Source organism: Methylovirgula ligni (genome assembly GCF_004135935.1).
GTDB lineage: Bacteria > Pseudomonadota > Alphaproteobacteria > Rhizobiales > Beijerinckiaceae > Methylovirgula > Methylovirgula ligni.
Genome location: NZ_CP025086.1, coordinates 494,486 through 521,189 on the forward strand (window position 1 = coordinate 494,486; position 26,704 = coordinate 521,189).

The 26,704-nt window shown below is 62.8% G+C and carries 28 protein-coding genes; 12 read left to right on the forward strand and 16 right to left on the reverse strand.

Translation table 11 applies throughout. The annotated features are described in order from the left end of the window. Positions 1-58 precede the first annotated feature (58 nt). The 3 genes from CWB41_RS02300 to CWB41_RS02310 are packed head-to-tail and all read left to right on the forward strand — an operon-like array spanning position 59 to position 3,323. Entirely contained in the window at positions 59-1,009 is a 951-nt protein-coding gene (locus tag CWB41_RS02300) for a glycosyltransferase family 2 protein (RefSeq protein WP_425373446.1), read from the forward strand. Continuing rightward, positions 1,006-1,503 carry a GtrA family protein gene (locus CWB41_RS02305; protein WP_115835603.1) on the forward strand — a complete coding sequence of 166 codons (498 nt, stop codon included), beginning with the start codon at positions 1,006-1,008 and terminating at the stop codon, positions 1,501-1,503. The genes CWB41_RS02300 and CWB41_RS02305 overlap by 4 nt, the downstream gene beginning before the upstream one ends. Beyond that, a complete protein-coding gene (locus CWB41_RS02310) occupies positions 1,479-3,323 on the forward strand; it encodes a hypothetical protein (RefSeq protein WP_129396378.1) in 1,845 nt (614 codons plus the stop codon). Before CWB41_RS02305 ends, CWB41_RS02310 begins: the two co-directional genes overlap by 25 nt. 2 nt (positions 3,324-3,325) lie before the next feature. Here CWB41_RS02310 and lptB read toward each other — a convergent pair whose 3' ends face one another. From lptB to CWB41_RS02345, 7 genes are all read right to left on the reverse strand, one after another. Further along, positions 3,326-4,396: an LPS export ABC transporter ATP-binding protein gene (gene lptB, locus CWB41_RS02315; RefSeq protein ID WP_181902947.1), complete on the reverse strand. Its 1,071-nt coding sequence runs from the start codon at positions 4,394-4,396 to the stop codon at positions 3,326-3,328. Next, on the reverse strand, positions 4,393-5,007 hold the full coding sequence (locus CWB41_RS02320; protein WP_115835601.1) for an LptA/OstA family protein: 615 nt from the start codon (positions 5,005-5,007) through the stop codon (positions 4,393-4,395). The genes lptB and CWB41_RS02320 overlap by 4 nt, the downstream gene beginning before the upstream one ends. Next, the gene (lptC, locus tag CWB41_RS02325; RefSeq protein WP_115835600.1) at positions 5,004-5,720 is read right to left on the reverse strand and encodes an LPS export ABC transporter periplasmic protein LptC; all 717 of its coding nucleotides are present in this window, start codon (positions 5,718-5,720) and stop codon (positions 5,004-5,006) included. The genes CWB41_RS02320 and lptC overlap by 4 nt, the downstream gene beginning before the upstream one ends. Positions 5,721-6,101: 381 nt before the next feature. Then, complete coding sequence (locus tag CWB41_RS02330; RefSeq protein ID WP_115835599.1) at positions 6,102-6,716, reverse strand: ribonuclease D; 615 nt, start codon at positions 6,714-6,716, stop codon at positions 6,102-6,104. Between the two features lie 131 nt (positions 6,717-6,847). Further along, positions 6,848-7,624 (reverse strand): ABC transporter permease, encoded by a 777-nt coding sequence (locus CWB41_RS02335; protein ID WP_115835598.1) that lies wholly within the window; start codon positions 7,622-7,624, stop codon positions 6,848-6,850. Beyond that, positions 7,621-8,364: an ABC transporter ATP-binding protein gene (locus CWB41_RS02340; protein WP_115835597.1), complete on the reverse strand. Its 744-nt coding sequence runs from the start codon at positions 8,362-8,364 to the stop codon at positions 7,621-7,623. Before CWB41_RS02340 ends, CWB41_RS02335 begins: the two co-directional genes overlap by 4 nt. Next, a complete protein-coding gene (locus tag CWB41_RS02345; RefSeq protein WP_245411239.1) occupies positions 8,364-9,353 on the reverse strand; it encodes an ABC transporter substrate-binding protein in 990 nt (329 codons plus the stop codon). The genes CWB41_RS02340 and CWB41_RS02345 overlap by 1 nt, the downstream gene beginning before the upstream one ends. 154 nt (positions 9,354-9,507) lie before the next feature. On the opposite strand from CWB41_RS02345, the gene CWB41_RS02350 reads away from it, so the two are divergent. Further along, positions 9,508-10,317 (forward strand): creatininase family protein, encoded by an 810-nt coding sequence (locus CWB41_RS02350; RefSeq protein WP_115835596.1) that lies wholly within the window; start codon positions 9,508-9,510, stop codon positions 10,315-10,317. Here the strand turns inward: CWB41_RS02350 and CWB41_RS02355 are convergent. Both CWB41_RS02355 and CWB41_RS02360 read right to left on the reverse strand, forming a co-directional pair. Beyond that, positions 10,247-12,499 carry a sensor domain-containing phosphodiesterase gene (locus CWB41_RS02355; protein ID WP_115835595.1) on the reverse strand — a complete coding sequence of 751 codons (2,253 nt, stop codon included), beginning with the start codon at positions 12,497-12,499 and terminating at the stop codon, positions 10,247-10,249. The two genes, CWB41_RS02350 and CWB41_RS02355, sit on opposite strands and share 71 nt — an antisense overlap. Positions 12,500-12,699: 200 nt before the next feature. Continuing rightward, positions 12,700-13,422: an RDD family protein gene (locus tag CWB41_RS02360; RefSeq protein WP_115835594.1), complete on the reverse strand. Its 723-nt coding sequence runs from the start codon at positions 13,420-13,422 to the stop codon at positions 12,700-12,702. A gap of 771 nt (positions 13,423-14,193) precedes the next feature. Here CWB41_RS02360 and CWB41_RS02365 point away from each other — a divergent pair. Then, entirely contained in the window at positions 14,194-15,324 is a 1,131-nt protein-coding gene (locus CWB41_RS02365; protein ID WP_115835593.1) for a type III PLP-dependent enzyme, read from the forward strand. Here CWB41_RS02365 and CWB41_RS02370 read toward each other — a convergent pair. From CWB41_RS02370 to CWB41_RS02385, 4 genes are all read right to left on the reverse strand, one after another. Continuing rightward, positions 15,287-16,396 carry an acyltransferase family protein gene (locus tag CWB41_RS02370; RefSeq protein WP_115835592.1) on the reverse strand — a complete coding sequence of 370 codons (1,110 nt, stop codon included), beginning with the start codon at positions 16,394-16,396 and terminating at the stop codon, positions 15,287-15,289. The two genes, CWB41_RS02365 and CWB41_RS02370, sit on opposite strands and share 38 nt — an antisense overlap. A 148-nt stretch (positions 16,397-16,544) precedes the next feature. Beyond that, positions 16,545-17,246 (reverse strand): P-loop NTPase family protein, encoded by a 702-nt coding sequence (locus CWB41_RS02375; protein ID WP_115835591.1) that lies wholly within the window; start codon positions 17,244-17,246, stop codon positions 16,545-16,547. Between the two features lie 43 nt (positions 17,247-17,289). Beyond that, complete coding sequence (locus CWB41_RS02380) at positions 17,290-18,018, reverse strand: P-loop NTPase family protein (RefSeq protein ID WP_115836319.1); 729 nt, start codon at positions 18,016-18,018, stop codon at positions 17,290-17,292. 211 nt (positions 18,019-18,229) lie between these two features. Continuing rightward, positions 18,230-20,224, reverse strand: a complete 1,995-nt coding sequence (locus CWB41_RS02385) for a M23 family metallopeptidase (RefSeq protein ID WP_115835590.1) — start codon at positions 20,222-20,224, stop codon at positions 18,230-18,232. 386 nt (positions 20,225-20,610) lie between these two features. Between CWB41_RS02385 and rplU the strand changes: the two genes are divergently transcribed. From rplU to proB, 5 genes are all read left to right on the forward strand, one after another. Further along, complete coding sequence (gene rplU, locus CWB41_RS02390) at positions 20,611-20,919, forward strand: 50S ribosomal protein L21 (RefSeq protein ID WP_115835589.1); 309 nt, start codon at positions 20,611-20,613, stop codon at positions 20,917-20,919. Between the two features lie 110 nt (positions 20,920-21,029). Next, positions 21,030-21,305 carry a 50S ribosomal protein L27 gene (gene rpmA / locus CWB41_RS02395; RefSeq protein WP_115835588.1) on the forward strand — a complete coding sequence of 92 codons (276 nt, stop codon included), beginning with the start codon at positions 21,030-21,032 and terminating at the stop codon, positions 21,303-21,305. Between the two features lie 171 nt (positions 21,306-21,476). Beyond that, the gene (locus tag CWB41_RS02400; RefSeq protein ID WP_115835587.1) at positions 21,477-22,115 is read left to right on the forward strand and encodes a GNAT family N-acetyltransferase; all 639 of its coding nucleotides are present in this window, start codon (positions 21,477-21,479) and stop codon (positions 22,113-22,115) included. Between the two features lie 84 nt (positions 22,116-22,199). Beyond that, positions 22,200-23,237, forward strand: a complete 1,038-nt coding sequence (gene obgE / locus CWB41_RS02405) for a GTPase ObgE (protein ID WP_115835586.1) — start codon at positions 22,200-22,202, stop codon at positions 23,235-23,237. Further along, positions 23,234-24,379: a glutamate 5-kinase gene (gene proB / locus CWB41_RS02410; RefSeq protein WP_115835585.1), complete on the forward strand. Its 1,146-nt coding sequence runs from the start codon at positions 23,234-23,236 to the stop codon at positions 24,377-24,379. The genes obgE and proB overlap by 4 nt, the downstream gene beginning before the upstream one ends. 147 nt (positions 24,380-24,526) lie before the next feature. Here the strand turns inward: proB and CWB41_RS02415 are convergent, their stop codons facing one another. Together CWB41_RS02415 and CWB41_RS02420 are read right to left on the reverse strand one after the other, a co-directional pair. Beyond that, positions 24,527-24,859 (reverse strand): GIY-YIG nuclease family protein, encoded by a 333-nt coding sequence (locus CWB41_RS02415; RefSeq protein WP_115835584.1) that lies wholly within the window; start codon positions 24,857-24,859, stop codon positions 24,527-24,529. A gap of 22 nt (positions 24,860-24,881) precedes the next feature. Beyond that, entirely contained in the window at positions 24,882-25,487 is a 606-nt protein-coding gene (locus CWB41_RS02420; RefSeq protein ID WP_165203933.1) for a GNAT family N-acetyltransferase, read from the reverse strand. Between CWB41_RS02420 and CWB41_RS02425 the strand changes: the two genes are divergently transcribed. Next, positions 25,480-25,926: a YkgJ family cysteine cluster protein gene (locus CWB41_RS02425; RefSeq protein ID WP_165203936.1), complete on the forward strand. Its 447-nt coding sequence runs from the start codon at positions 25,480-25,482 to the stop codon at positions 25,924-25,926. The two genes, CWB41_RS02420 and CWB41_RS02425, sit on opposite strands and share 8 nt — an antisense overlap. A 188-nt stretch (positions 25,927-26,114) precedes the next feature. Further along, a complete protein-coding gene (locus CWB41_RS02430) occupies positions 26,115-26,318 on the forward strand; it encodes a hypothetical protein (RefSeq protein WP_115835581.1) in 204 nt (67 codons plus the stop codon). 21 nt (positions 26,319-26,339) lie between these two features. Here the strand turns inward: CWB41_RS02430 and CWB41_RS02435 are convergent, their stop codons facing one another. Next, entirely contained in the window at positions 26,340-26,645 is a 306-nt protein-coding gene (locus CWB41_RS02435; RefSeq protein ID WP_115835580.1) for a high-potential iron-sulfur protein, read from the reverse strand. Positions 26,646-26,704: the final 59 nt, after the last annotated feature.

Consider the following 26,704-nt stretch of genomic DNA (forward strand, 5'->3'; position numbering starts at 1 on the left):
CAATCGAAAGGTCAGGCGATTTCCTAAACATTCTCGGGAATAGGCAAGGTCCGATATGTTGTACCGCGGGCTGACCATAGCACTTGGAATTCCCTGCTATAACGAAGAACGCACCATTGCGACGGTGATTCAGGACTTCCAGACCGCCATTCCGCAGCTGGATATCCACATCCTGGACAACCAATCAACCGATCGCACCGCGCAGATTGCGGCCAAGGGGGGTGCCAAGGTTATTTCCGTGCCTCTCCGCGGCAAGGGCAATGTGGTGCGCCGCATGTTTGCGGACATCGAAGCGGACATCTTTGTCATGGTCGACGGCGATGCAACCTACGATGCGACCTCGGTCCGGCGCATGGTTGACCGTCTCATCGACGATCGTCTTGATATGGTCGTCGGTTGCCGCAAACCGTCGGACGCGCATGCAGGCGCGGCCTACCGGCCCGGTCATCGTTTCGGAAACAGAGTCCTGACCGAGGGAGTCGCGCGGATCTTTGGCGGTGACGTCACGGATATGCTTTCGGGATACAGGGTCTTCTCGCGCCGCTTTGCCAAGACATTTCCAGCCCTGTCGCGGGGTTTCGAAATAGAGACGGAGCTTACGGTTCACGCTCTAGAACTTCGTATGCCGTGGGCTGAGGAGCTAACCGCTTATGGCGCTCGACCCGAAGGATCGCAAAGCAAGCTTGCAACTTACAGCGACGGCGCACGCATTCTCACGACCATCGGCCGGCTCTATATCGCCGAGCGTCCGCTGCAATTCTATGCGACGGTCGCGGGCGTCGTCTCTTTTGTGACGTTCCTGCTGGCGTCACCAATTGTCATCGAGTTTTTCAAGACGGGGCTCGTCCCGCGTTTGCCGACCGCCGTTCTCTGCGCGGCGCTTGCGGTCTGTGCATTACTTTCGCTGACCTGCGGGCTCATTCTCGATAATGTCGTACGCAGCCGGCAGGAGATAAAGCGCCTTGCCTATCTGGCGATTCCGCATGTCCAGCAAAGGCAGGAATCGTGAGAGGCGCCCAACGCGAAATATTCCTGTTTGCCGGGGTGGGAATTGTCGGGTTCCTCGTCGACGCTGGCGTATTCCATCTCCTCGTCGCCTGGCTGGGACTCTATTTCGCTCGAGTCTGGTCATTCCTCTGCGCCGCCTGCACGACATGGTGGCTCAACCGGGCCCGGACATTCCGCAATCGCCGCTCCGGCCACATCCCGGCCTTCGAGTTGGCGATTTACATCGCACTGATGCTTGGTGGCGGCGGCATCAATTATACTGTTTACGCCGTGATGGTACACAATATCCCGTTGGTGCATCTCCATCCGATCCTCGGTATTGCCTGCGGAAGCCTGGCTGGCATGGCGCTCAATTTCTTCAGCAGCCGACAACTCCTGTTCCGGCGCTTCCGATTTTCACTCGCAACAAATTTTGTCAACGACGCTGCTGCGCCTCGCGCTGCCAGCTCGTCTATTCACGAAGGCACTGAATGTCCATCGAAATTGATTTTTTAGTTTCTTGCGCTGCTGCACTCATATTTCTTTTTCATTGTGGCGTTATCGGAATTGCGGTCCTCGGACGGTTGCGGCCGACCTGGCCCCGCGAACCGGCGGACGATAGCGCTTGTGCTGTGTTGGTAATGGCATTGGGTGTCGGACTCGTGGTCGACATCCTGGCACTCCTCGCCCTTGGATTCACCGCCCATTTGACCCCGGTTGGAATTGGCGCGGCGGGAGCGAGCCTATTCTGTCTCGCCGCCGTCCTTCTGCGCCATGTGCCCCTATCTATTCGCGAGGCATTCACAGGTTTTGGGTGGTTCGACGCGGCAATTGCACTCGCGCTTTTTTTCGCAATCGCGCTCACCTCCCTGCATCCCCCGGGGAGTTGGGACGATACGATGTATCACCTGCCGATCGCTCGAGCCTATCTCGAGCATAGCGGGATCGTAACACTTCCGTTTCTGCGCTTTCCGCTTTTCCCGCAGAATGGAGAGCTGCTCATCGCGCTGGGAATGTTGATTGGCCACGACGTCGGCGCGCAGCTTTTCGCACAACTCCCCTTATATTTGATGGGGCTCGGTCTCATCGCGGCTTCGCGATTGTTTTTAGGTACGCTCGCTCCCGGCGCTCTGGCCGCCCTCCTGATGGTCAAGCTCGTCCCGATACAAATCATTTTGGGTTTTGCATACGTCGATGCGGCCCTCGGGTTCTTTTGCTGGATGGCAATCCTGGCGCTGGCCATCGGGCTGGAAGCGAAAGAAACCGGCAACATTCTCGCTTGGCCAATAATCGCCGGGCTGATGGCCGGAGCCGCAATCGGCACAAAATATTTCGGCTTGCCCGTGGTCGGCATTCTTGGCCTCTGGCTATTGATCGTCCGCCGGGATTGGAAGGCCTCGCTCGCTTTTGGATTGACCGCTCTTGCGGTGGGCGGAGCCTGGTACATCCACAGCTTCATCGTCTCAGGCGATCCAATCCACCCCGCCGGAGGCAACATCTTCGGATTCTACCTTTGGAACGCGGCCGACCTTGCCGGGCAGAAAAAAGAGCTTGCCACCCACGGCGTACCGCCAGGCTCACTCGACTTTGTCGGCGCGCTGAAAGCGGCCGGGGCGCTCCCCTTGCTGCTTGCTCTCGCAAGCCCGCTCGCGCGCGGCATGCGGCCGGGGTTGCGGTTACTGCGTTTCGTATTCTGCTCCTATTTCGTATTTTGGTTCTTCGTCGTACAGGTCGAGCGTTACCTGATTCCAGTTATCGCGGCGGGATCACTGCTTTGCGTAGCCATCTTGTTCTTTTTGGACTGGCCGCCGGCGCTTCGAAGTGCCTGGTCTCGCGTTCCGCAACAAGGCAAGGCAGTCTTGGCCGGCTTGGTCGCGATTTCGTCCGTTGCCTACCTTGTTGTAGGCATTTGGCCGAATGTTGATTTTACGCCGACCGCCTGGAGTCGAAAGCTGGAGCTTCGACCCGGATATGCCGTGCTCAGCAGAGCAAATGAACTTCGCAGCCGTTTTGGTGACCGCTTGGTGCAGGTAGGTTTCGAGAATGGATTCTACTTTTTCCGCGGCACTCTCATCGGAGACTGGTTCGGGCCGGGCCGCTACAGCCAGATGATGATATGCAACGTCTCTGGATGCGGCCTCGTCGACCCCTTCCGCATGAAGAAGATCATGCAGGGTTTTGACGCCCGGATGCTCGCGGTCAATACCTCTCGTGTCCCGAAGTTCGATCGTTCGGCGTATGAACAAAACTTCCAGGTCGTGATGAGCAGCGCCGACGGCATATTGCTCGCCTTGCGCCCCGATTCGGCTACGGGCGATCCCAAGAACAAGAACTAAAACTACATCCGGAAGCTTTCGCCCAGGTAGAAGCGGCGCACGTCCGGGTTGGCGACAATTTCGCCCGGCGCGCCCTCGGTCAATATGCCGCCGCTGTGGACGATATAGGCACGATCGATGAGATCGAGCGTCTCGCGCACGTTATGGTCGGTGATGAGCACGCCGATGCCGCGGCGCTTCAAATGCTGGACGAGCTGGCGAATGTCGCCAATGGCGATCGGATCGATACCGGCGAAGGGCTCGTCGAGCAGCATGAACGAGGGATGGCCTGCGAGCGAGCGGGCGATTTCGCAGCGCCGGCGCTCGCCACCGGAAAGCGCGATGGCCGGCAGCTTGCGCAACCGCGCAATGTCGAATTCCTCAAGCAGTGCCTCCAGCTCTTCGGCGCGCTTCTTCTTGTTCGGCTGGGTGATTTCGAGAACCGCGCGAATGTTCTGCTCGACGGTGAGGCCGCGGAAGATCGAGGGTTCCTGCGGCAGATAGCCGATGCCGAGCCGGGCGCGGCGGTACATCGGCAGCGAGGTCACGTCGTAGTCGTCGATCATGATCACGCCGGCATCAGGCCGGATGAGCCCGGTGATCATGTAAAACAGGGTCGTCTTCCCGGCGCCGTTCGGGCCGAGCAGGCCGACCGCCTCGCCGCGATGGAGCGTCAGGCTGACATCCTTGATGATCTGCCGCTTCTTGTAGGATTTGCTGAGCCCTTGAACGATCAGCGAGCCGCCGGGCAACGTAGAAGCGGCTTCCTGCCCGGCCTGTGCCGTCGGTGTTGGGGCCACCCGGCGCGACGTCGCGGGCGCCTGTTCGAGCGCCGCTGGCTGCGCGGGCGCTACCGCCCCATCCGGCTGCCAGGTTTCGAGGTCTTGCGGCAACCAATCCGGCCCAAGCGCTTCCTGCACCTCGGCCGCTTCGCCGCTTTCGAAAAGCCAGGCCTCCGCGCTTTGCGCGTGCCCATCTTCCGCGCGGGGTTTGCGGCCGAAGAGGCCGCGCAGCCGCGCCATCAGGCCGGTCCCCTGATTTGCACCCGCTGCGGAGGAATTGGCGCCGAAATCACGCTGCGAACCCACGCTCATCGTTGCGCCGACTCCGAACGGCTGGCGCCGGATTTGTGTTTGGTCTTCGGCTTCTCGCCGCTCGTATTGCCATTGTCGCTGTCGGGAAGAAAGAGGCTGCGCACATGGCCGGTGACGACGGCCTCCGCCGTGTGCAGATCGTAGATGATATGATCCCCCAGCGTGACATTCGGCCCCTGAGTCAGGCTAACATTGCCGTCGAGATAAACCTTATCGTCCGCCTTCTGATAGACGCCGGTATCGCCGCGGGCGATCTGATCCTTCGAGATCAACGTCACCGGGCCCACCGCCTCCATGCGGCGGATGCGGTCGGAAGATGAAACCTTTTGCGTGCCCGAGCCATGCGGCGCGAGGAAGACCGTCAGCCTGGGCGTCTTCAACGTCGTATCGCCACGGACGGCGACGACATTGCCGGTGTAAACGAGCTTCTGATCCTTGTCGTAATAATCAAGCTGCGCGGCCACGATGTTGATCGGAGTGTGGTCGTCCTTATGCGCGGTCTGCGCGCTGGCCGGCGCCAACGCACCAGTCAGCGCGCCGAAGAGGACGAGCACGAGGGCCGCGGCAGCCGGCAAAACCAGATGCGCGGGCAAAATCGCGGTTTTCCTCATGGTCCCGGCTCCGGCTCCGGCGGCGCCCTGCCGGTGTTGGCATCGCCGGGATCGATGACCGAGTTGATATGGCCCTGAAAAGAAATTTTATGGCCGTTGTCCGTCACGGACATCCGATCCGCGTGAACGACGCTGCCGCCCGAGAGCAGAAGTTTAACCGGTGCGTCGGCCACCATCGTGCCCGAGTTGAAATCCATCTCGGCGTGCTGCGTGAACAGGTCATAGCCAGCATCGTCGTTCTTGATCCGCACATTATCGTTCAACCAGACATAGTCGCGGTTGCTGTCATAGACGCCGGAGATCGAGGTGATCCGCGTGGTGGTCCGGTCATCCATGCCGATTTTGGCATTGACGCCCGCGAGCTTGACGACACCGGGATTGAGAATGTCCTGCGTGCCGACGCCGCCGGTCAGCTCGAACGGCTGCCCATCCTGGCGGATGCCGTGCATCTTCGGCGAAGACAAAGTGACGGTCGTCCCCTGCAGGCCGACGGCCGAGCTCGAAAGGTTTTTGGTGATCTGCCGGAACGGGTTGAAGATGATGATGAACCCCACGATGACGACGATCAGCGTGCAGCCGATGATGATGAAGCTGCGCAGCGAGCGCACGAATAGCGAATGCCAGCGCGCATGATGCACCGCATGGCGCGACGCCCCGACCGGCAGTTCGAGCCGGCTTGCAGCCTTCGCAGGCGCACGGGTCAGATCGGTCATCCGCAAATCCTGGTCAGCGGGCTGGCGCGCTTTCCGGCCGGAAGGACTCGCCCCGCCAACAAGAAATTATGCCAACTCAAAACGTTGGAGCCGTCCTCATCGGGAAAAACGTGCACTTTTCCCGATACGCTCTAGATCGCGATGCATCGCGGCTGAATCAAGCCCGACGTATATGACGCGACCGGTTCCCGCTCTAGGCGGCAATTTTGCCGAATTCGCGGCCCCTTCCTCTGCGGCACACGCGGCACGGCAGAGTATGCCCCGCAAATCCTTAGCCTATCGTATCCTATGACATGGCCGTAGCGCCATGTCCTTTCAACTCCACGGGAAATACAAGTGACGCACACGCCGCTATCCGTACCCGTCGAGCGGCAAAAGTGGCTATTCGTGCGAGAAAATGTCCGAATCCGGCCAGCCGAGGAGATCAAGCTTGGCGCGCGTCGGCAAAAACTGGAAGCAGGCCGCGGCAATTTCGGTCCGGTTTTCCCGCGCCAGCATGGCGTCGAGCCGGGTGCGCAGGGCATGGAGATGCAGCACATCGGAGGCCGCATAGGCCAGTTGCGCCTCGCTCAGCGAGTCCGCCGCCCAGTCCGAGGATTGCTGCTGTTTTGACAAGTCGACGCTCAGAAGCTCTCGGACAAGATCCTTAAGCCCATGCCGGTCGGTATAGGTGCGGGTCAGTTTCGAGGCGATCTTGGTGCAATAGAGCGGTCCCGCCATGATTCCGAAGGCCCGGTAGAGAACCGCGATGTCGAACCGCGCGTAGTGGAATAATTTGGTAACGCCGGGATCGGCCAGCAGCCGCGTCAGATTCGGCGCCTGTGTCTGCCCCGCCGCGATCTGGACGATTTCCGCATTGCCGTCGCCGCCGGACAATTGCACGACGCAAAGACGGTCACGGTAAGGCACGAGGCCCAGGGTCTCGGTATCGATGGCGACGCTGTCACCAAAGCTCAGGCCGTCCGGGAGATCGCCCTTGTGGAAATTGATCGTCATCGCGCCTCAGTGACCTCGGAACATGTAACCTCGGAACAAGAAGGCCGGGTAGCATCGGGAGGGCGGCTTAGCAAGCCGGCGCCAAAGCGAGAAGGTTCTCCTCTTTAGCCGATTCGGGCCGCCGGGTCTTCTCATGGCGTTTCAGCCGCGCTTTCGTGCCAGTGGCGCAAAGCCCAATGCGACAGCACCGCGAGCGCGGCGTAGATGGCGATGCCGGTGAGTGCGACGAGTGTCAAAGCCGCGAACATGCGCGGAATGTTGAGCCGGTAGCCGGCCTCGACGATGCGGAAGGCAAGGCCCGTCCGGCCACCTTGGGTGCCCGCGGTAAGTTCGGCGGCGATGGCGCCGATGAGCGCGAGGCCACCGCCGATCCGCAGCCCGGCGAAGAAGAAGGGCAGCGCCGCCGGTGCTTTGAGAAGCCAGAGCGTCTGCCAGCGCGAGGCGCCGTAGAGCGTGAAGAGATCGCGCAAATTGCGCTCGGCCGAGGCGAGCCCGAGCGTCGTATTGGCGAGGATCGGGAAAAAGGCGACGAGAAAGGCGCAGAGCAGAACCGCCGTGGCCGGCGTGCAATAGATGAGCAACAGCGGCGCGATGGCGATGATGGGCGTCACCTGCAATATCACCGCGAACGGCAGAAAGGCGCGCTCCAGCCAGCGCCATTGCGCGAATAATATTGCGATGAGCACCCCGCCAAGCGTCGCCGCCGCGAGGCCCTCCAGCGTGATCGTCAGCGTCACCCAGAGCGCCGGCAGCAGGATCGCGCGATCGGCGACAAGCGTCGTGCCGATGAGGCTTGGCGGCGGCAGAATATAGGGAGGAATGTTCGCCGCGCGGACGATCGCCTCCCAGACGACAAGAAAGCCGATGAAGGCAAGGACCGGCGGGACGGCGCGGCGCAAAGCTTTCATGGCGCCGCCTCCGCCGCTTGCGCCAAGAGCCCGGAGACGCGGCTGTAGGTTTCGAGATAGGCCGCGCTGGTGCGCGCATCGGGCGCGCGACGAAAGCTTTGGTCGATCGCGACGTCCGCGACGATCCGGCCCGGCCGCGCCGCCATCACTGCGATACGTGTGGCCAGATAGACCGCCTCGTAAACCGAATGGGTGACGAAGACGATTGTCGTCGCCAGCTCCGCCTTGAGGCGCAGCAGATCGTCGTTGAGGCGGAAGCGGCCGATCTCGTCGATGGCGGCGAAAGGCTCGTCCATCAGCAGCAGCTTCGGCCGCGAGACGAGCGCGCGGGCAATCGAGACGCGCATCCGCATGCCGCCGGAAAGCTCGCGCGGAAACGCTTTGGCGAAGGGCTCAAGACCGACAAGCGCCAGAGCCTCGTCGCGGCGTCGGCGCAACTCGCCCTCCGGCACGTTCTGCAACCGCAGAGGCAGGCTTACATTGGCGGCGACATCGGCCCAGGGCATCAGGGTCGCCTCCTGAAACACAAAGCCGATCTCGCCTGGCCGCCACACCGCGCCGGAGGACGGACGTTCGAGTCCAGCGATGAGCCGCAGCAGGGTCGACTTGCCGCAGCCTGAAGGCCCGAGCAGCGTCAGCAATTCGCCCTCGCGGACTACGAGATCGACCGGATCGAGCGCCCGCGTGCCGCTCGGATAGATCTTGGTGACATCCTGGAGCGCGACGAGGGCTTCGCTCATCACTTCGGCCGCAACCCCACCCCCACGCCATGATCGACGAAGGCGAGCGTATAGGCCCGCTTGTAATCGAGATCGGGCTTGAAGAGCTTCGCCGCGACCATCTGCGCAAAGAAGGCTTTCATCCGGGCGTCGGTCATCGCGCCGATGCCGAGCTTCAGCGCGTCGCCGGAATCGGCAATGCCATATTTGCGCAGCGCCGCGATGGAATAGGCGAGTTGATCTTCGGTAATGTCGGGGTTGTCGGCGCGGATCAACGCATTGGCCTTGGCGTTGTCGCCGTAAAGATAATGATACCAGCCGATGATCGACGCCTCGACGAAGCGGCGAACGAGATCGGGATTCTTGTCGATGAGATCGCGCCGCGTCTCGATCGTCGTCGAATAGGATTGATAGCCGAAATCGGCGGCGAGGAAGACATTGGGTTTGAAACCAGCCTGATGCGCGATGGCATAGGGCTCGGAGGTCACATAGCCCTGCTGGATCGAATTTTTGTCGGCGATGAAGGGCGCCGAATTGAACGTATAGATTTTCACCTTGTCCTCGCTGAAGCCGTAAGTTTGCTTCAGCCATTGATAGACGGTGACGAACGCATCATTGCCGACGAAAGCCGTCGCCCGGGGAAGATCGGTGAAATGGTCGTAACCCGCGTTCGGATGCGACATCAGGATGAACGGGTCTTTCTGGAACATGGAAGCGACGGCGACGATCGGCACGTTCTGCGCCACCGAGTCGAACGCCTGGATCATGTTGGCGCCCATGTCGAAATCGATGCGTCCGGCGGCAAGCAACAGGCGATTGTTGATCTGCGGGCCGCCTTGCAGGATCGTCACGTCGAGCCCGTATTTGGCATAGGTGCCGTCGGCAAGCGCCTGATAGAAGCCGCCATGCTCGGCTTCGGCGCGCCAATTGGTACCGAAGCTGACTTTATCCAAGGCCCGCGCGGGGACGATAAGCGCCAGAAACGCGCAGAGCGCCGTAAGAAATCGCATCATATTCCAGCTCTGCCGCCCCGCCCCGGGCCCGCGCGCATGTTTCGCCCGGACCGGGCCACGATGCAAGGGCTTGCCCAGCGGGCTGTGATACGGCCTATTAGGCTCCCGACAATCAATGTAGATCAAACCAATAGAGCGAGCCTGAAAGACAATGCTGCCGACGCGATTTTGGGCGGAACTGACCTGGCGCGATTTTCAAGCGCCCGAGATCGAGGATGCGATCGCCGTCGTGCCCATTGCCGCCGTCGAGCAGCATGGGCCGCATCTGCCGCTCGGCGTCGATCTTCTGCTGATGCAGGGCTATATCGCGCGCGTTGTTGAGCGGCTGCCGGAAGACCTGCCGGTGCTGTTCCTGCCGATTCAGGCCGTCGGCGTCTCGACCGAGCACGAGAATTACCCCGGCACGCTGAGCCTTTCGCCGGCGAGCCTGATCGCGATTTTGAGCGAGATCGGCGCCGGCATCGCCCGCGCCGGCGTGCGCAAGCTCGTGCTGCTCAATTCGCACGGCGGCAATGTCGCCCTGCTCGACGTGGTCGCACAGGATTTGCGTGCCAGGCATGGTCTGCTCGCCGTCAAGGCGACCTGGCATCGTTTCGGCTATCCGGATGGACTCTTTTCCGAGGACGAGCTGAAGCACGGCATCCATGCCGGCGATGTCGAAACCTCGCTGATGCTGAACTTCCGGCCCGAACTCGTTCGCGACAATGAGCGCGAGAATTTCGAGTCTGCCGCCGCGGAGATCGAAAGCGATTTCACCTGGCTGCGCGCCGGCCGCCCAACCGGCTTTGGCTGGATGACGGAAGACCTCTCTCCCGCCGGGGCGATGGGCAATGCCACTGCCGCGACGGCGGCAAAGGGCGAAGCCTCGGCCGATTACGGCGTCACCGCCTTCATCGAATTGTTGCAGGATATCGAGGCCTTCGATCTTGCCCGGCTGAGCGGCGGTCCCGAGAAAGGCTAGGCGGGTACAGCGGCCCTGGCGCGATGCCGAAGGCTTCCTCGAATTGTTTCGCCGGCATCGGCTTCCCGTAGTAATAGCCCTGCGCTTCCTCGCAGCCACGCGCCTGCAGATATTCGGATTGCGCCAAGGTCTCGATGCCCTCGGCGATGGCCGCAAGGTCAAAATTGCGCGCCATGTCGAGAACCGCCTGAACCACAGCGGCGTCCCGCTTCGACGTCAGCATCCCCTGCACGAACGAGCGGTCGATCTTGAGCCGCGTCAGCGGATATTGCTTGAGCAGGCTCAGCGAGCCGAAGCCGGTGCCGAAATCGTCGAAGGCGATGCCGACGCCATGCGCGCGCAGCCGCCTAAGGGTTTCGAGCGCGATCTCGTCGCGATCGAGCGCGATGTTTTCGGTGACTTCGAGCTCCAGCGCCTCCGCCGGCAAGCCATGCCGCTCCAGCGCCGCGACGACCTCGGCGACGAGATCGCCGACGCGGAACTGTGCGGCGAACAGATTGACGGCAATGCGGAACTTCGGCACGCCGTGCCGCCGCCAGAAGGCGGCTTGCGCACAAGCCTCGTCGAGCACCCAGGAGCCGACCGTCGCCGCCAGCGGGCCGCCCTCAAGCGCCGGCAAAAAAGCGCCGGGCGCCAATATGCCGCGCGTCGGGTGATGCCAGCGGATCAGCGCTTCAGCGCCGACGAGAGCCTGATCGGCGAGCCGCACCTGCGGCTGGTAGAACAACAGGAATTCGCTCCCGACCACGGCGCGATGCAATTCCATCGCATAAAGACGCCGCGCCGCGGCCTCCATCCGCAGCGCCGGTACGAAGACAAAGGCGCGGCCGCGACCGGCACTCTTGGCCTTGTATAGAGCGAGGTCGGCATCGCCGATCAGCTCCAGAGCTTCCTGCGCGTGAAAGGGCGCAAGCGCGATGCCGCAACTCGCGGCGACACGCACTTCCTGGCCATCGAAGGCAATCGGCGCGGCGACGCGGGTGATAGCGGCCTGCGCCACCGCGTTCGCGCGTTCCAGATCCGCGCCCGGCAGCAGGATCGCAAATTCGTCGCCGCCGATCCGCGCGACAACGTCATACATCCCGAGGTCAGCGCCCAGCCGGCTGGCAACCTCGCGCAAAATCCCGTCGCCGACGGCGTGGCCCAGCGTATCGTTGACATCCTTGAAGCCGTCGAGATCGATCATCAGCAGGGCCGCGGCCGCGGGGGCCAGCAACGTCTCCTCGACACGACGATAAAGCCGGGCGCGGTTGGCCAGACCCGTCAATGAATCGAAATTCGCCAGCCTGTAGAGTTCTTCTTCCTCGCGCCGCCGCTGCGTCATATCGCGCAGGACGACACTGAAACGCATGCGCGACGCCTCGTTCCAGCAATAGATCGAGAAGCTAAGGGGAAATTCGCTCCCGTCCTTGCGCAGTCCCTCGAGATCGGAGGGCGGAGTCAATCCATCGAGCGAACCAGCCGCTGCGGCGCGCGCGATGAGATCGCGCACCAGCGGTCGATGACGCGCGCAGATCAATTGCTCAATCGAACGGCCGACGCCTTCCTCAACCGTGTAGCCGTACATCGCCGCGGCCGCGGCGCTCCATGCGAGAATCGTCCCGGTTTCGTCGAAGCGCACGATGGGCGTTGCGGCATTGTTGACGAATTCCTCGGAGGCCAGCGGATCGGCCTTTTCCACCGCCGCTTCGACACGCCGCAGTTCCAGCCGGTCGGAGGCCATTTTGGCGAGCTCGCGCAGCCGCTCGCAGTCTTCGGACGTAAAGTCCGGATGCGGCTTGACGTCGATGATGCAAAGCGAGCCAAGCGCATGGCCGTCGGGCGAGCGGATGGGCACACCGGCATAAAAGCGCAGATGGGTCTTCCCCGTCACCAGCGGGTTGTCATGGAAACGCTCATCGCGCGTTGCGTCCGGCACGACCATCACGCCGTTCTGCGTGATGGCATGGGCGCAGAACGATACGTCACGGCTCATGTCGACATCGCCAATGCCTGCGCTTGCGGCGAAGAACACATGATCGCTGCCGATCATGTTGACCGCCGAGACCGGCATGTCGAACACGCGCACGGCAATATTCACCACAGGGTCAAGGCTGGGAAGCGGGCGATCGCTTGCCAGTCCATAGGCCGCCAGAGCCCTCAGCCTCTCCGGCTCGCTCGCCAACGCCGGTGGGCACTTCATATGCTCGCCTCGTCGCTAGAATAACCACGCGAACGGAACCGCCGATCGCCGTACATCAAACAAACGAAATACCAGAAGGATGCAATTTTCGCTTTGATCTTTGGCGTCATATGCCGAGCGCCGGGTTAACGGCGGTTCGAACTTTATTCACAATGACCGCAAAATGACTGCGAAGGCCACGCCTGTGACGCAGCGGCAAGCTAGAGCTTGCCGTAGACGACCCGTGTGCCGCAGAGGATGTCGTGCAGCCCGGTCTTCTCGCGCGTCCAGGCGATCATCAGGAAGCCGATATCGAGCGTGAGGCCGTCGAGGATGTAGGCGGCCCAGCGGCCGAAGGCCAGCCAGGCGCTGACCGGTTCGCCGGTGATCGTGACAAGGTGCAGGCCAAGCAGTCTTTTGCCCGGCGTCGCCTGCCATTTGCCGCTGTTGAAATAGACGTTGTAGCCGATCGTCACGGCAAAGCCGACGATCCAGAAAATGATGGTGAAAGCCGGCGGCAGAGAATGGTGTTGGCCGGCTTGCGGAAGCCCGGCTGCGCCGGCGAGCCCTGTCACGACCAATATGATGCCCAGCACGACGCCGGCGAAAAGCGCGATGGCCTCCATCACAAGCACGTCGATGATGTAGGCGAGAAGCCTGATCCAGAACCCCGCATATTGCGAGCCGGAGCCGAAAGCCTGCGCTTCGGCGCCGGGCGCCCCCGGCAGAGCCGGCGGCAGCAGGGCGGCAAAGACCGGCACGTCGGAGAGCCGTGTCCATTCCGTAGCGCCGACCTCGGCGATATTGGTGTCGCGGCCGATCTCGGCCTTGGCGATCATGTCCTTGAGCACGTAGCCCGTCAGCGGCCCCAGCGCCTGTGCGGGCGCCTGCACATACCAATTCGTTTCGAAAGGATGTTTCGGCGGCACGCTTTCCGACGCCATGAGGTTTCCTCGAAGTTTGGGCGAAGGAATTTGAGGCTGCCGCCGCGCACAGTCAACGCTACCGACCCTCGACAATCGGGAAGAGAAGAAACAACGCAGGGCAGACAATCCGTGAGCATGATTTTGCGCATGCTTAAAAATCGCTGAACGAATTGCATCGCCGCCGCCGCGCGACCCGACGGCGCGGCCGAAAGCGCCCGCCCCGCCCTCGCGTAATGTGACGGGTGCCGGGAGCACGATTACGGGCTCGTTGGCGCCAAACCCAAAATAGTTCTTGTAAAACGTGCGAATCTTCTTATTTGTTGCCTTGCCCAAATCGCACGTGCCTGTGGTCGTGTGTCGATTGGCGGGGATCCGGACAAGAGGCCGGTTAACCGCCACCAAAAATCGGCAGCCGGAGCGAACCGGTGAACCCCGCCAAACGGGGGACACGACTTAAAGCAACGACGGACCGGGCTTTTTCGTCTCTGCCAGCTTCCAAAACTGGCTTACCGAAGAGGCTAGTCTATCTTGCCGGGCGTGCGGAACGGGACTCCATTCCCAATCCAAGCGAAGGCTATGACGGTTACGGCGGCAGCTTTGCCGCATCGCCAGCATAGCCAACGGCGCAGCATCTGACTTTCGCAGCACGGGTTATCTCGTGCGGCGTCGGTCAGCGATGACGGAGCGGTGAACGGCGGCGTCTCCACAATGCGCCGGAATCCTCCTTCGTCATCATCCCAAGCTTGTTTCGCTTCTGCGCGGTTTGCCGCGCTTCGAGGGGATGCCGCGATGACCGATCGTATCATTGAATTCCTGCGTAACCGACGTGAGGACGGGCCCTGCCTGGTGCTCGATCTCGAAGTCGTGCGCGACAATTACATGGCCTTCGCCAAGGCCCTGCCGGACACGCGCGTCTTCTACGCCGTCAAGGCCAATCCCGACCCGCAGGTGCTCGATCTGCTGGCCCGCCTCGGCTCGTCTTTCGACACGGCTTCCGTGGTCGAGATCGAGCAGGCGCTGGCGGCCGGTGCGACGCCCGACCGGATCAGCTTCGGCAACACGATCAAGAAGGAGCGTGACATCGCCCGCGCCTATGCGCTCGGCGTACGCCTGTTTGCGGTCGATTGCGAAGCCGAGGTCGAGAAGATCGCCCGGGCTGCGCCCGGCTCCAAGGTCTTCTGCCGCATCCTCTGCGCCGGCGACGGCGCCGAATGGCCGCTGTCGCGCAAGTTCGGCTGCGTGCCGGAGATGGCCGCGCGCGTGCTTGAGCACGCCCATCGCCTCGGGCTTGTTGCTTACGGGCTGTCGTTCCATGTCGGCTCGCAGCAACGCAACCCGAAGAGCTGGGACGCGGCGCTCAAGGCTTCGGCGGCGATCTTCCGGGATCTCGCCGAGCGCGGCATCAACCTGCAGATGGTCAACCTCGGCGGCGGCTTCCCGACGAAATATCTTCGGGATGTGCCGGCGGTGAAGGCCTATGGCCAGGCGATCTTCCGGGCGCTGCGCAAGCACTTCGGCAACCGCATCCCGGAGACGATCATCGAGCCGGGCCGCGGCATGGTCGGCAATGCCGGCGTGATCGAGGCCGAGGTGGTGCTGATCTCGAAGAAGTCGGACGAGGATAAGATGCGCTGGGTCTATCTCGACATCGGCAAGTTCAACGGGCTTGCCGAGACGATGGACGAGATGATCCGCTATCCGATCCGCACGGCCTATGACGACGACGCGATGGAGCCTTGCGTCATCGCCGGGCCGTCCTGCGACTCGGTCGATGTGCTGTACGAGAAGGAGCCCTACCCGCTCCCGCTCAGCCTCGAGATCGGCGCGAAAGTGCTGATCGAGGGCACCGGCGCCTACACGACGACCTATTCGGCCGTCGGCTTCAACGGCTTTCCGCCTCTGAAGTCTTACGTGATCTGAGCGGCTCGTCCGGGCGGAGAGGTATCCTCTCCGCCTTTTTCGCATCCGGGCTTTCCGCCGGCTTCTCCAGCCGGAATATCGCCGGACGTGCGAAGAGAAACTTCAGTGGCGTGTTCCGCACCAGGGCGTAGAGCAGCAGCGGAAAGCTGACGCCGGCGAATGTCACAAGTGTCGAGGCGACGCCGATATCGGTGATGACCCCGGTATGTACAATCGCCCCGCGCGTCGCCGCCATCGGCAGGAAAAACGCCAGATAGATGACGATCGAATTGCGGCCGCAATAGCGCAGCCATCGCGTGTAGGGCGCCTGCGACAGAAGCACCGCACTGGCGACGACGGCGCTCGCGCCGGCAAAGCCAGCAATGAGGCTCAACAGCGGCAGAGCGGCGAAGTTCGGCGCCCCGAGCGGCGCCGGAACAAAGGTCGCGAGGCCCTCGACCACGGCCCACAGCGCCAAGCCCACACCCGCCGCGGTCTTGTGCCCGCCCACCCAGACCGCCAGCGCGAAGATAGCGCCCGAGAAGACATAGCCCGCGTAGAAATAGACATAGCGCGAGCAGAATTCGTCGATGACGGTCCAACCCGTCGTCACGCGCGCCGTCTCAAGCAGCGCGGCTGCGAAGAAGACCAGCGGCCAGGGGACGCGGCGCAGCAGCTTCGTCGTGACGAAAAAAATCGGCAGGAGATAGATGAACCACAGGGTTCCGAGCGGCTCGATGAGGCCGAAGGCGAACTGCTCGGCCACCGCACGCGGGCCATCGGCCGCATCCTTCACGACGACCTGGATGGCGAGCCACAGGACGAAGAAATAGGCGAAATGGACGACCTTGCGATCGAGAAACACGCGCCAGTCGCGCGCGATCGTCTGCCCGAGAAAGAGCCCGGCGATGAGGAAGAAATCCGGCATCCGGAACGGCTTGGCGAAGGTGACGACCTCGTGCAGGAAGCCCTCGCCGCCCATCGCCGTGCCGGTGCCAAGCGTCGAATGCATCATCACCACCATGATGATGCAGAAGCCCTTGGCGTAATCGACCCAGGCGACGCGCGGTTTTTCGGTGGCAGGCTGAGGCATTCGTCCCGAATTATCTCTCGGTGCGGCGATTTTCGGTCTTCGCGACCCAATTCCGTCCCGAAGTGGGACGCAGACCGCCCTTCCGACTCACGCCACGCAAGGCCGATGCCTCGGCGGCAACAGATCGAGGGGAAATCCCGCTGCGGGATCAGCCGAGGTGCTCGGTCTCGCTCAGCGTCATCCGAAGCTCGAAGCTCTTGAACTGCGAGAATATGCGCCAGACCCAATCGCGCAGGGCGGCGCGCAGCACGATCGACATGTCGGGCGGCGGCGCGAGCATGAAACGTGAGAGCGAGAAGCCCGGATCGTCGATCGTCGCCCGCAGGGTCGGATCGAGCTTGCCGATCCTGAAGCTGTGTGCGGTCAGCGGCCTTGCCTCGGGTGCGGCCTCGCGCTCCACGATCTCGTTCTCGACGAGGATGAGCCGCAGGTCGGGATAGCGTTCCGCGATCCTGGCGGTCACTTCCGCCGTCCGCGGCGTCCCGTCGTCGACATAGAGCAGGATCGGCTCGACGCCGCGCGCCAGCGCCTCCGCGATAAAGCCGGTATTGTCGATGACGGCGAAGAAGGGTTCCAGCGTGCGATGCCAGAGATCGACGATCTTCGGCACGCCGTCATCGGCGAGCAACGGGTCGATCAGCGCCATCTGGCCCTGAATCGTATTGAGATCGGCAATGGCGACGCGCTCGGAAAAGCGCAGCGCGAAATCCGGCTCGTGGGCGTCGGTATCGAAACCGCGGAAATCGCGGCGGCTGGCGAGATAATAATCGCCGAGCAGGCGCGCCGCCGTCGTCTTGCCGACGCGCCCGGAGAGCGAACAGACGATGAAGACGAATGTCCGAGCGGTCATCGCCCGAGGACCGTCCAAAAGCGCCGCGCGTGAGGCTTGAAGATCAACCCCGGCCGTTGATGAGATCGAGCAAGTGGATTCGGTCGAACTCTTCCGCGTTCTTGTTTTGCCATGTACGCACGTAACCACGCAGAGTGAAAGAATGGTTCGCCGGTTCGCCCGACGCGGTCTTGTCGGCGACAAAGCTCGACAAAGGCGTGCCGGCGAGTTCCACCTGCTCATAGGCCATCGCATTGAGCTTGGGGATCGTGACCTCGCTCGCGTTCTTCACCTTGCCGAAATAGGTCTGCAATGTCGCCGGATCCCAATCGAAGAAAGTCGAGTCGTTGACGTAATTTTTGACGAGGAAATAATGCGCGTCGGTGACAAAAGGCGCCGTTTCGCTGATTTCCGAAAGCGAGGCGATCGACGGGCCGAGAATATGAAACAGGACGAAGTTGAAATCGCCCGCCTTCGCCGCATCGAGGAAGCCGACATCGCGAAGCGCCGCGAGGCTGGAAGCCAGCGCGCCGGCGCGCGTATCGATGAGAGACACCTTCACTTGCGAGGTATTGAGCGTATCGAGGATACGCATCTGGTCCGGCGTCTGATTGATATCGACGACTTGGGTGATCTCGGGATGGAAGCGTTGCAACGTCCCGCGCGGCGTCTCGGTATCGAAGGCGCGGACGATGACATTATTGCTGGCGAGATAATCGAGAAGCGCGCGCGCGACCGTCGTTTTGCCGACCCCGCCCTTGTCCGCCCCAACCATGATCAGCGTCGGCTTCATCTGATTGTGCCCCATCCCAGCTGTCTGCGCGACATCCTTCGCCTGCGGTGCGGTTTTCGGCGGCCGCGAATGGGCCGTCCGGGCCGCACGTCTTATGTGCTTCGTGTTGCGCGCCATAAGCCGATATAGCGCACTTTCGCGGGTGCGCAAAACAGAGCGAAATTTTCGTTAATGACAGTATTTTTACGCTCAACCGGCGGAAGGGACGGCGCTATTTGTCTTCGCGGACGGTGTTGAAGGCGCCGCTGTTCGGCGCCCTGGCGATCAGCGCATCGACGCGATCGCGCTCGCGCTTGAACGCGGCGAGCATCTTGCCGTCGAATTCCCGCGTCCGGGCCAGCCGCACCCGCATCGGGTCGACGAAATGGCCGTTGACCAGAACCTCGTAGTGGAGGTGCGGCCCCGTCGCGAGGCCGCTTTCGCCGAGATAGCCGATCACCTGGCCTTGGTGCACATGCACGCCATTGGCGATCGATCTGGCAAAACCCGACATATGGTTGTAGGTCGTCATATAGCCGTTGGCATGCTGGATGACGACACGGCGGCCATAGCCTGAATCCCAACCCGCTGATTCAATGACGCCATTGCCGGCGGCGAAGATCGGCGTGCCGATCGGCGCCGCCCAATCGACGCCCGTATGCATGCGGGTATAGCCGAGAATTGGATGAAACCGCATGCCGAAGGGCGAGGTTTCGCGCGCCCCGACGATCGGCGTGCGGATCAGGAATTTGCGCGACGACTTGCCGTTCCGGTCATAGAAATCGACGAGGCCATCGTCCGGCGTCTGGAAGCGGTAATAGCGATAGGTTTCGTTGCGGGCGATGACGGAGGCATAAAGCAGTTCGTCCCGCTGCTCCCCCTCCGCGCCATTGTCGTAGAAAGCCTCGAAGGAATCGCCGCCGGTCACCGAACGCTGGAAATCGACGTCATTGGCGAAGATGCGAACGAGATCGTCGATGACGGGCTTGGGAATGTTTTGCTTGAGCGCGGTCTCATAGAGCGAATCGTAAAGCCGCATGCCCCCCTCGTCCGTGTCGTTATTGGCGGTGGCGGCGGCCTTCTCGTCGTTGTCCTCATCGTTATCTTCGACGCGGACATAATTCCCGCCATCCGTGATCGCGATTGTCGTTTCCAGCGTCTCGTCGTTGTAGACCGAGAGCCGGGCGAGCGTCTGCCCGTTGCCGGAGCCATTGAGATCGGCCATCAGCAATTTGAGCCGCCGGCCCTCGGCCACTGCCGGCTGGCCCGGCTTGGGAGCAAAGGCATTGGCGACCTGCGCGGCCGTTGAATCGTCGATGCCGGCCCCGTGCAACGCATCTTCCAGCGTCTGGCCGTGGCGGACGATGATGAGCCGCTCCTCCATCTCCGTCGGCTGCTGCAACGACGTGGTGCGGGGAACAACGGTCACATTTTCCGGCACCATCCGCACCTCGATCTGCGAGAACGGCGAGGAGGACAGTGGGTCGTTGGGGTTGGCATAAGGCAAGGCGCTGAACATGCCGGCGCGGCTCGTGCGCATCAGCAAAAGCTGCGGCGGCAACGACAAATGGTCGCCACCGCCGGCTGTCTGCTCTGAATTGACCTCTTCGGCCACCTGCGCCTGAACCTCCGGCAGCGATAAAACCGCCGTTGACGACATTTTATCGGTGGGCAGATCGTGGACGGTGAAAGCGACGTCCGAGTCGCCCTGATCGGTGACGACGGGTTCGTTGACCGCCTTGCGCGCGTCGGCCAGCAATTTCAACGGATCATAGGGCGGCACTTCGTCGGCGAAGCCCGCTTCCGTCGTCACCAGGGTCGTCGCCACGTGGGTGAAAGAATGGAGGCGGATGACTTCCTTGTCGCCGACCTTGATCGTCGTCGGCGCGCTATAGGTCTGCTTGTCGGCGACAATATCGACGGCTTTGACCAGCCGGTCACCCTTACTTGGGTTGATGCCCGTCTCGGCCTCTTTATGGGTGGCAAGCGCCGGCGCCGGCGCCTCGGCGAAATTCGATTGGCGGTCGAGCGCCGCATAAATTGCCGCGCCAATGAGGACCGCCCCGGCAAAGGCGGTGAGGATCGTACCGCCGAACCAGCGGATCGAGACGTGCCGCCGCTCGAGCGGACTTCGCTGATGGCCGCCAACCTCGATCGCGGGCTCCAGCCCGAGATCTCCGACCGCCTGCGAAAAATCGAGACGGCTATGGGCGGTCAGCGTGTCCATACGCCCGACAAGTTCCCCTCGTAATTGGCGAGCCAGCGGCACCTTAGGCCCCGCCGGGCGTCAGGCCAATTGCCTTGCGGCGTGGCGCAACGTTCATGGTCCGCGGAATATTGCCCGAAGCTTACAGGCGTTCCGGCGAACCGGCTGATTTTCTTGGAATGTTGACGAAGCCTCGGGAAAATGGCCCAAATGCGGCGCTGACGCCTGCCGGATTACGGTTGACAGATGTTCGGCCGGCAGTTACTTCTCCGCCCGGATCGCGCGGCTAATGCCGCGTTTTTTCATTGGAATCGGGCGGTTCCGCTCGGATTTCCGTGAGCCCAGCCACATAAACTGTCAAAAAGCCGGCCGGAAAGCCTCCGAGCCGGGCCGAACACGAGGCAAAGATGTTCGCAGTGATTAAGACCGGCGGCAAGCAATACAGCGTTGCCGCAGACGACGAGATTATCGTCATGACCTTGCCCGGCGAGCCGGGCGATGCCGTGACCTTCGATAATGTTCTGCTGCTTGTCGACGGTGAGACGACCAGGTTTGGTGCGCCCTTCGTCGAAGGCGCCAAGGTTGTCGGCACCATCGTCGCGCAGGAGCGCGGCCCGAAGGTGCTGTCCTTCAAGAAGCGCCGGCGCCAGAATTCGAAGCGCAAGCGTGGCCATCGGCAGGATCTGACGCGGGTGAAGATCACCAGCGTCGCCTGAGTCGGGTTGGCCTTAAGTCGAGCTTCCGCCGATGGCGGAAAGGTTTAGAATCATAATGTCCTCGATGATCCGCCAGGCGCGGCGCGAGGGCGAAGTTCGGAGCCAGGAAGATGGCGCATAAAAAGGCAGGCGGTTCGTCCCGCAACGGTCGCGACTCGGCAGGCCGACGTCTCGGCGTGAAGAAATTCGGCGGCGAATCCGTCGTGGGCGGCAACATTATCGTGCGCCAGCGCGGCACCAAATGGCATCCCGGCGTCAATGTCGGCATCGGCAAGGATCACACCTTGTTCGCCCTCGTCGATGGCACGGTGCACTTTAGGGCCAGCGCCACGTGTCGTGCGAGCGTCGAGATCATCCCGGCCCAACGTGCCGAGGCACAAGAATAACGGTGGTGTTCAAAAGGACTCCACCGGCTCCCAGCAAACCCGGTGGACAGTCCGCAGCCCGAATAGGCTGACGTCAGGTCCAGGAAAAACCCGGCAGGGTTTTTGATAGGGGGAGGTGGGAGACCACCATCCCCTTTATTTTTGGACCCGGCAGGGTCCCCGGAGATCAAAATGTTCCCGGACCTGACACGCGACGACGTTTTCCGCCTCGAAACCCAGCGGCTGTGGCTGCGTTGGCCGCGCGCCGCGGATGCGGCCGCCATCACTGCCTTCGCCTCGCGGCCCGAGGTGGCGCAGATGACGGCGGCGATCCCGTATCCCTACCCGGCCCAGGAAGCCGACCGCTTCATCTTCGAGGCGCGTGCGGACAATGCTGCCGGCCGGGCGCTGCATCTGGCTCTGACCCTCAAGGGCGGACCGCGGACCGTGGTCGGACTCGTCTCGGCGATTGCCGAAGGGCAGCGCGAGGCGGAGATCGGCTATGCCATCGCCCCCGAGATGTGGGACCAGGGCTATGCCAGCGAAGCGGCACAAATCCTCGTCGACACCGTCTTCGCGCTGACCCCGGCGCAGCGGATTCTCGCCAATACCCGCGTCAACAACCCCGCCTCCCGCGCGGTACTGGAGAAGAGCGGCTTCGTCTATGTCGATACGGGCCTCGACCCGCTCCCCGCCCGTGGCGGCCTGCACCCGTGCGACCGCTTCGAGCTCGACCGCGCGCACTGGCGGACGGCGGGCCGCGCCCTGCCCGCCATGACGCACCAGCGCGACGCGAGGGAGACGGCGGTGCTTGACCGCGCGCCTGGCTGATCCGATAGCAATAAGCATCAATGTTAAGCGCCCCCCTCTCCCGGACGGGAGAGGGATTGGCGCGCGAACCGATTCCAGCGCCCGATGAAATTTCTCGACGAAGCCAAGATTTATGTGAAGTCCGGTGCCGGCGGCGCCGGCTCGGTCTCGTTCCGGCGCGAGAAGTTCATTGAGTTCGGCGGCCCGGACGGTGGCGACGGCGGCCGCGGCGGCGATGTCGTTGCCCTTTGCGTCCACGGCCTCAACACGCTGCTCGACTATCGCTATCAGCAGCATTTCAAAGCCAAGACCGGCGGCCACGGCATGGGCCAGAACCGCGCCGGCGCGCGGGGTGCGGACGCCGTCCTCAAAGTTCCGGTCGGCACCGAAATCTACGACGCCGAAGCGGGCGTGTTGATCGCCGATCTGACCGAAATCGGCCAGAGCGTGCGCATCCTCAAGGGCGGCAACGGCGGCTTCGGCAATACGCATTTCAAATCCTCGACCAATCGCGCCCCGCGCCGCGCCAACCCGGGCGAGGTGGCGCAGGAGCGCACGCTGATCTTGCGCCTGAAGCTCATCGCCGATGCCGGCCTTGTCGGCCTGCCCAACGCCGGCAAATCGACCTTTCTCGCCAAAGTTTCGGCCGCGAAGCCGAAAATCGCCGACTATCCCTTTACGACGCTCGCGCCGCAGCTCGGCGTCGTCGCCTGCGACGGGCGCGAATTCGTCCTCGCCGATATTCCCGGCCTGATCGAGGGCGCGCATGAAGGCGTCGGCCTCGGCGACCGTTTCCTCGCCCATGTCGAACGCTGCGAAGTGCTGCTGCATCTCGTCGATGCCGGCAGCGAACATGCGGGCAAAGCTTACAAGACCGTGCGCCACGAGATCGAGGCCTATGGCGCGGGCCTGACCGAAAAGCCGGAAATCGTCGCGCTCTCCAAGATCGACACGGTCGATGCCGAAACGCTGAAGACGCAATTGGCGCGGCTGAAACGCGCCGCCAAGCGCACGCCGCTCGCGCTTTCCTCGGCAACGGGCCAGAACGTGCAGGAGGTTTTGCGCGCCCTGCAGAAAGAGATCGACGCCAAGCGCACGGTCGAGAACCCCACGCCGGCCAAGGCGGCGGAGTGGCACCCATGAGCTTTGCCGAGGGCGCGCAGGCGCTGCCAAAGCTCGTCCAGTTTCGTCGCATCACCATCAAGGTCGGCTCGTCGCTGCTTGTCGACCCCGCGCGCGGCGCGGTGAAGCGCGACTGGCTCGCGGCCCTCGCCGACGACATCGCCGGGCTGCACAAGATCGGCGCCGATGTACTCGTCGTCTCCTCCGGCTCGGTGGCGCTCGGCCGCAGCGTGCTTGGCCTGCCGGGCGGTCCGCTGAAGCTCGAAGACAGCCAGGCCGCCGCCGCCGTCGGCCAGATCGCGCTGGCGCGCATCTGGTCGGAAGTGCTTGGCGCGCGCGGCATCAAAGCCGGGCAGATCCTAGTCACCTATCACGATACCGAGCAGCGGCGGCGCTATCTCAACGCCCGCGCGACCATTGACCGCCTGCTCGACCTGCGCGCTGTGCCCGTCATCAACGAGAACGACACGGTCGCGACTTCCGAAATCCGCTATGGCGACAACGACCGGCTGGCGGCGCGCGTGGCAACTATGGCGTCCGCCGATCTGCTCATCCTGCTCTCCGATGTCGCCGGTCTCTACGATGCGCCACCGGCGGAGAACCCCGGCGCGAAGCTCATCCCGCTGGTGCCGCGCATCACGCCGGAGATCGAGGCGATGGCAGGCGGCGCGGCCTCCATTCTCTCGCGCGGCGGCATGCGCACCAAGATCGAGGCGGCCAAGATCGCGACCGGCGGCGGCACACATATGATCATCGCCGACGGGCGCGTGGAGCATCCAATCGCGCGGATCGAATCGGGCGGCCCCTGCACCTGGTTCCTCACAAGCGCGACGCCGGTGACGGCGCGCAAGAAATGGATCGCCGGCACGCTGATCGCGCGCGGCGCGCTGACGGTCGATGACGGCGCGGTGAAGGCGCTGCTTTCCGGCAAGAGCCTGCTGCCGGCGGGCGTCACGAAAGTCGAGGGCGAATTCGCGCGGGGCGATTGCGTGATCATCCGCGATACGGACGGCCACGAACTCGGCCGCGGCCTCGCCAATTACGACGCCGACGAAGCCGCCAAGATCGCCGGGCACAATTCAGCCGAGATCGAAACCCTGCTCGGCACGCCGGGCCGCGCGGCGCTCATCCACCGGGATGACATGGTGCTGAAGGGGGACTGAGGATTTCGTGGATGGCCGGGACAAGCCCGGCCATGACGGCAAAGTCGAAAAGCCGTCTAGTCCGGCCTCGTACCACCACTCTGCTCAACCCATTCATCTCCGTACGCGTCATGGCCGGGCTTGTCCCGGCCATCCACGCCGTGGTGCTCACGCAAGATCGTCGTAAAGATCGCGCCAATCGGGATTGGATTCGAGAATTAAGCGCACTTTCCACGCACGCGGCCAATGCTTCATATTGCGTTCGCGCTGAATCGCTGCGCGGATATCATCATAGCGTTCGAGATACACGAGACGTATGAGCCCGTATTGCTTCGTGAAGCCTTGATAAAGACCTGTCCGATGTTCATAGGCGCGGCGCGAAAGGTCATTCGTCACGCCGGTATAAAGCGTGCCGTTCGGCTTGTTGGTCATGATGTAGACCCAGCCTCCCCGCATCGCTTCAGGATGACCCGCGTGGATGGCCGGGACAAGCCCGGCCATGACGGACGGCGAGGTCGAAGGCTTAAGCCCCCCTCACCTCCAGCCGGATATGAATCGTATCTTCCTCGCGCAGCAGAACGAGTGGGAGACCGGCGTGCTGGAAGACGTGCAGCATCGGGATATTGTCGGCGAACAAATCGGCTTCGAGATAGTGAATCCCGTTGGCGCGCGCGATCTCGATGATCTCCTGCATCAGCACGCGGCCCATGCCGTGGCCCTGATAGCCATCGACGATGGTGAAGGCGAGTTCGGCGCGCTTCGGCGGATCGAAATCATCGAGCGCGAAATAGCTGACGCCGCCGATGACGACCTCATCCACGCCGGCGCCTGTCGTCACCAGCAGCGCGGCGTCGCGCTTGAAATCGACGCCGGTGATCTGCGCCAGCTCCGCTTCGGTGACTTCGGCGCGATATTCGAAAAAGCGCGCGTGGATCGTCTCCGACCCCAAGGTGTGGAAGGCGCGGCGGATGCGCGGGCCGTCGTCGCGATGCACCGCGCGCAGCGTGACGGGCCTGCCGTCATCGAGCTTCGTTTTGATTGAAAAGGCCGAAAAGTCTGGCACGGGTCGAATCACCGCGTTGGACAGGCGCAGACATAGCAAGGCGCGCGGGCCGTGGGTATTGGACAAATCTGTCCATCCGCGTCGCGCGTGCGGCGCCTGCTCGCTCTGCTGCAAGCTTTTGCCCATCGCCGCGCTGGAAAAGCCGCACGATCAATGGTGCGCGCATTGCCGGCCAGGCGCCGGCGGCTGCACGATTTATGACAGCCGGCCCCAAACCTGCCGGACCTTCTCCTGCCATTGGCTGGCGGACCCGGCGGCCGGCGAGCATTGGGCGCCGCTGAAAGCCAGAATGGTGGTGCAGATCACCGGCGGCCACGATGCGGCCTTCGACCGCTTTGTCGATGTGCATGTCGATCGCGGCGCGGCCGATGCCTGGCGCAGCAAGCCCTATGCCGCCGATCTGCGGCGGCTGAGCGCCGACCCGCGCACGCTGGTGCGCATCTTCCAGAGCAATCGCACCTTCGTCGTGCGGCCGGGCGAAGTGCTCGAGGTCAAGCGCGCCTGAGCCGGAACAAAGATGGCCTTGACCGCATTGTTTTAGGCCCGCGCTTTATGCGCGGCCCTCTAGAGCGTTTTCACGCGAAGTGGATACCGGTTCGCGTTATGAAAACGCTCCAATTCAAATATTTAGACCGCTTTCGGACGGAAAACCGGTTTCCACTTTTCCTGAAAGCGGTCTAGGGAGGAAAATCGATGAGCAAGCTCACAAGCAAGGGTCGCGATGAACTTCCGGCCAAGGATTTCGCTGGCCCCGGCCGCTCCTATCCGGTCGAGGACAAGGCCCATGCGGCCAACGCCAAGGCCCGCGCGGCGCAGGCCGTCAAGGCCGGGCGCATGAGCAAGTCGGAAGAGACCAAGATCGACGCCAAGGCCAACAAGGAACTGCACAAGAAATAGGGCTTTGCGCCGGCGCTGCGCTCAGCCCTTCTTGGTGTAGAGCGCGCACCAGCCGGACGGGCTGATCGTGCCGTCGACGACTTCGCAGGAGCCCGGCGCTTGGAAGTGGGAGCAGGTGCTGCACTGCTGGCCGTTCTTCGGCGAGTCTTGATATTGCGCCGCCGATTGCGCGACTTTCTGCTGCGCACGGGCGCGCAGCGGCATGAGGCCGACCGCCGCGGCACTTGCGACAAAGGCCGCCCCGCTCAGCAGGGTGCGGCGCGAAAGTGCCTGCGTCTCAAGCGTCACGGTTTCGGCACGGCACGAACAGGGTGTGGATTGGGTCATCGGCGCTTCTCCCGTTTAGGGCGCGACGACTTTAGAATGAATATAATCTGTCGCCACGC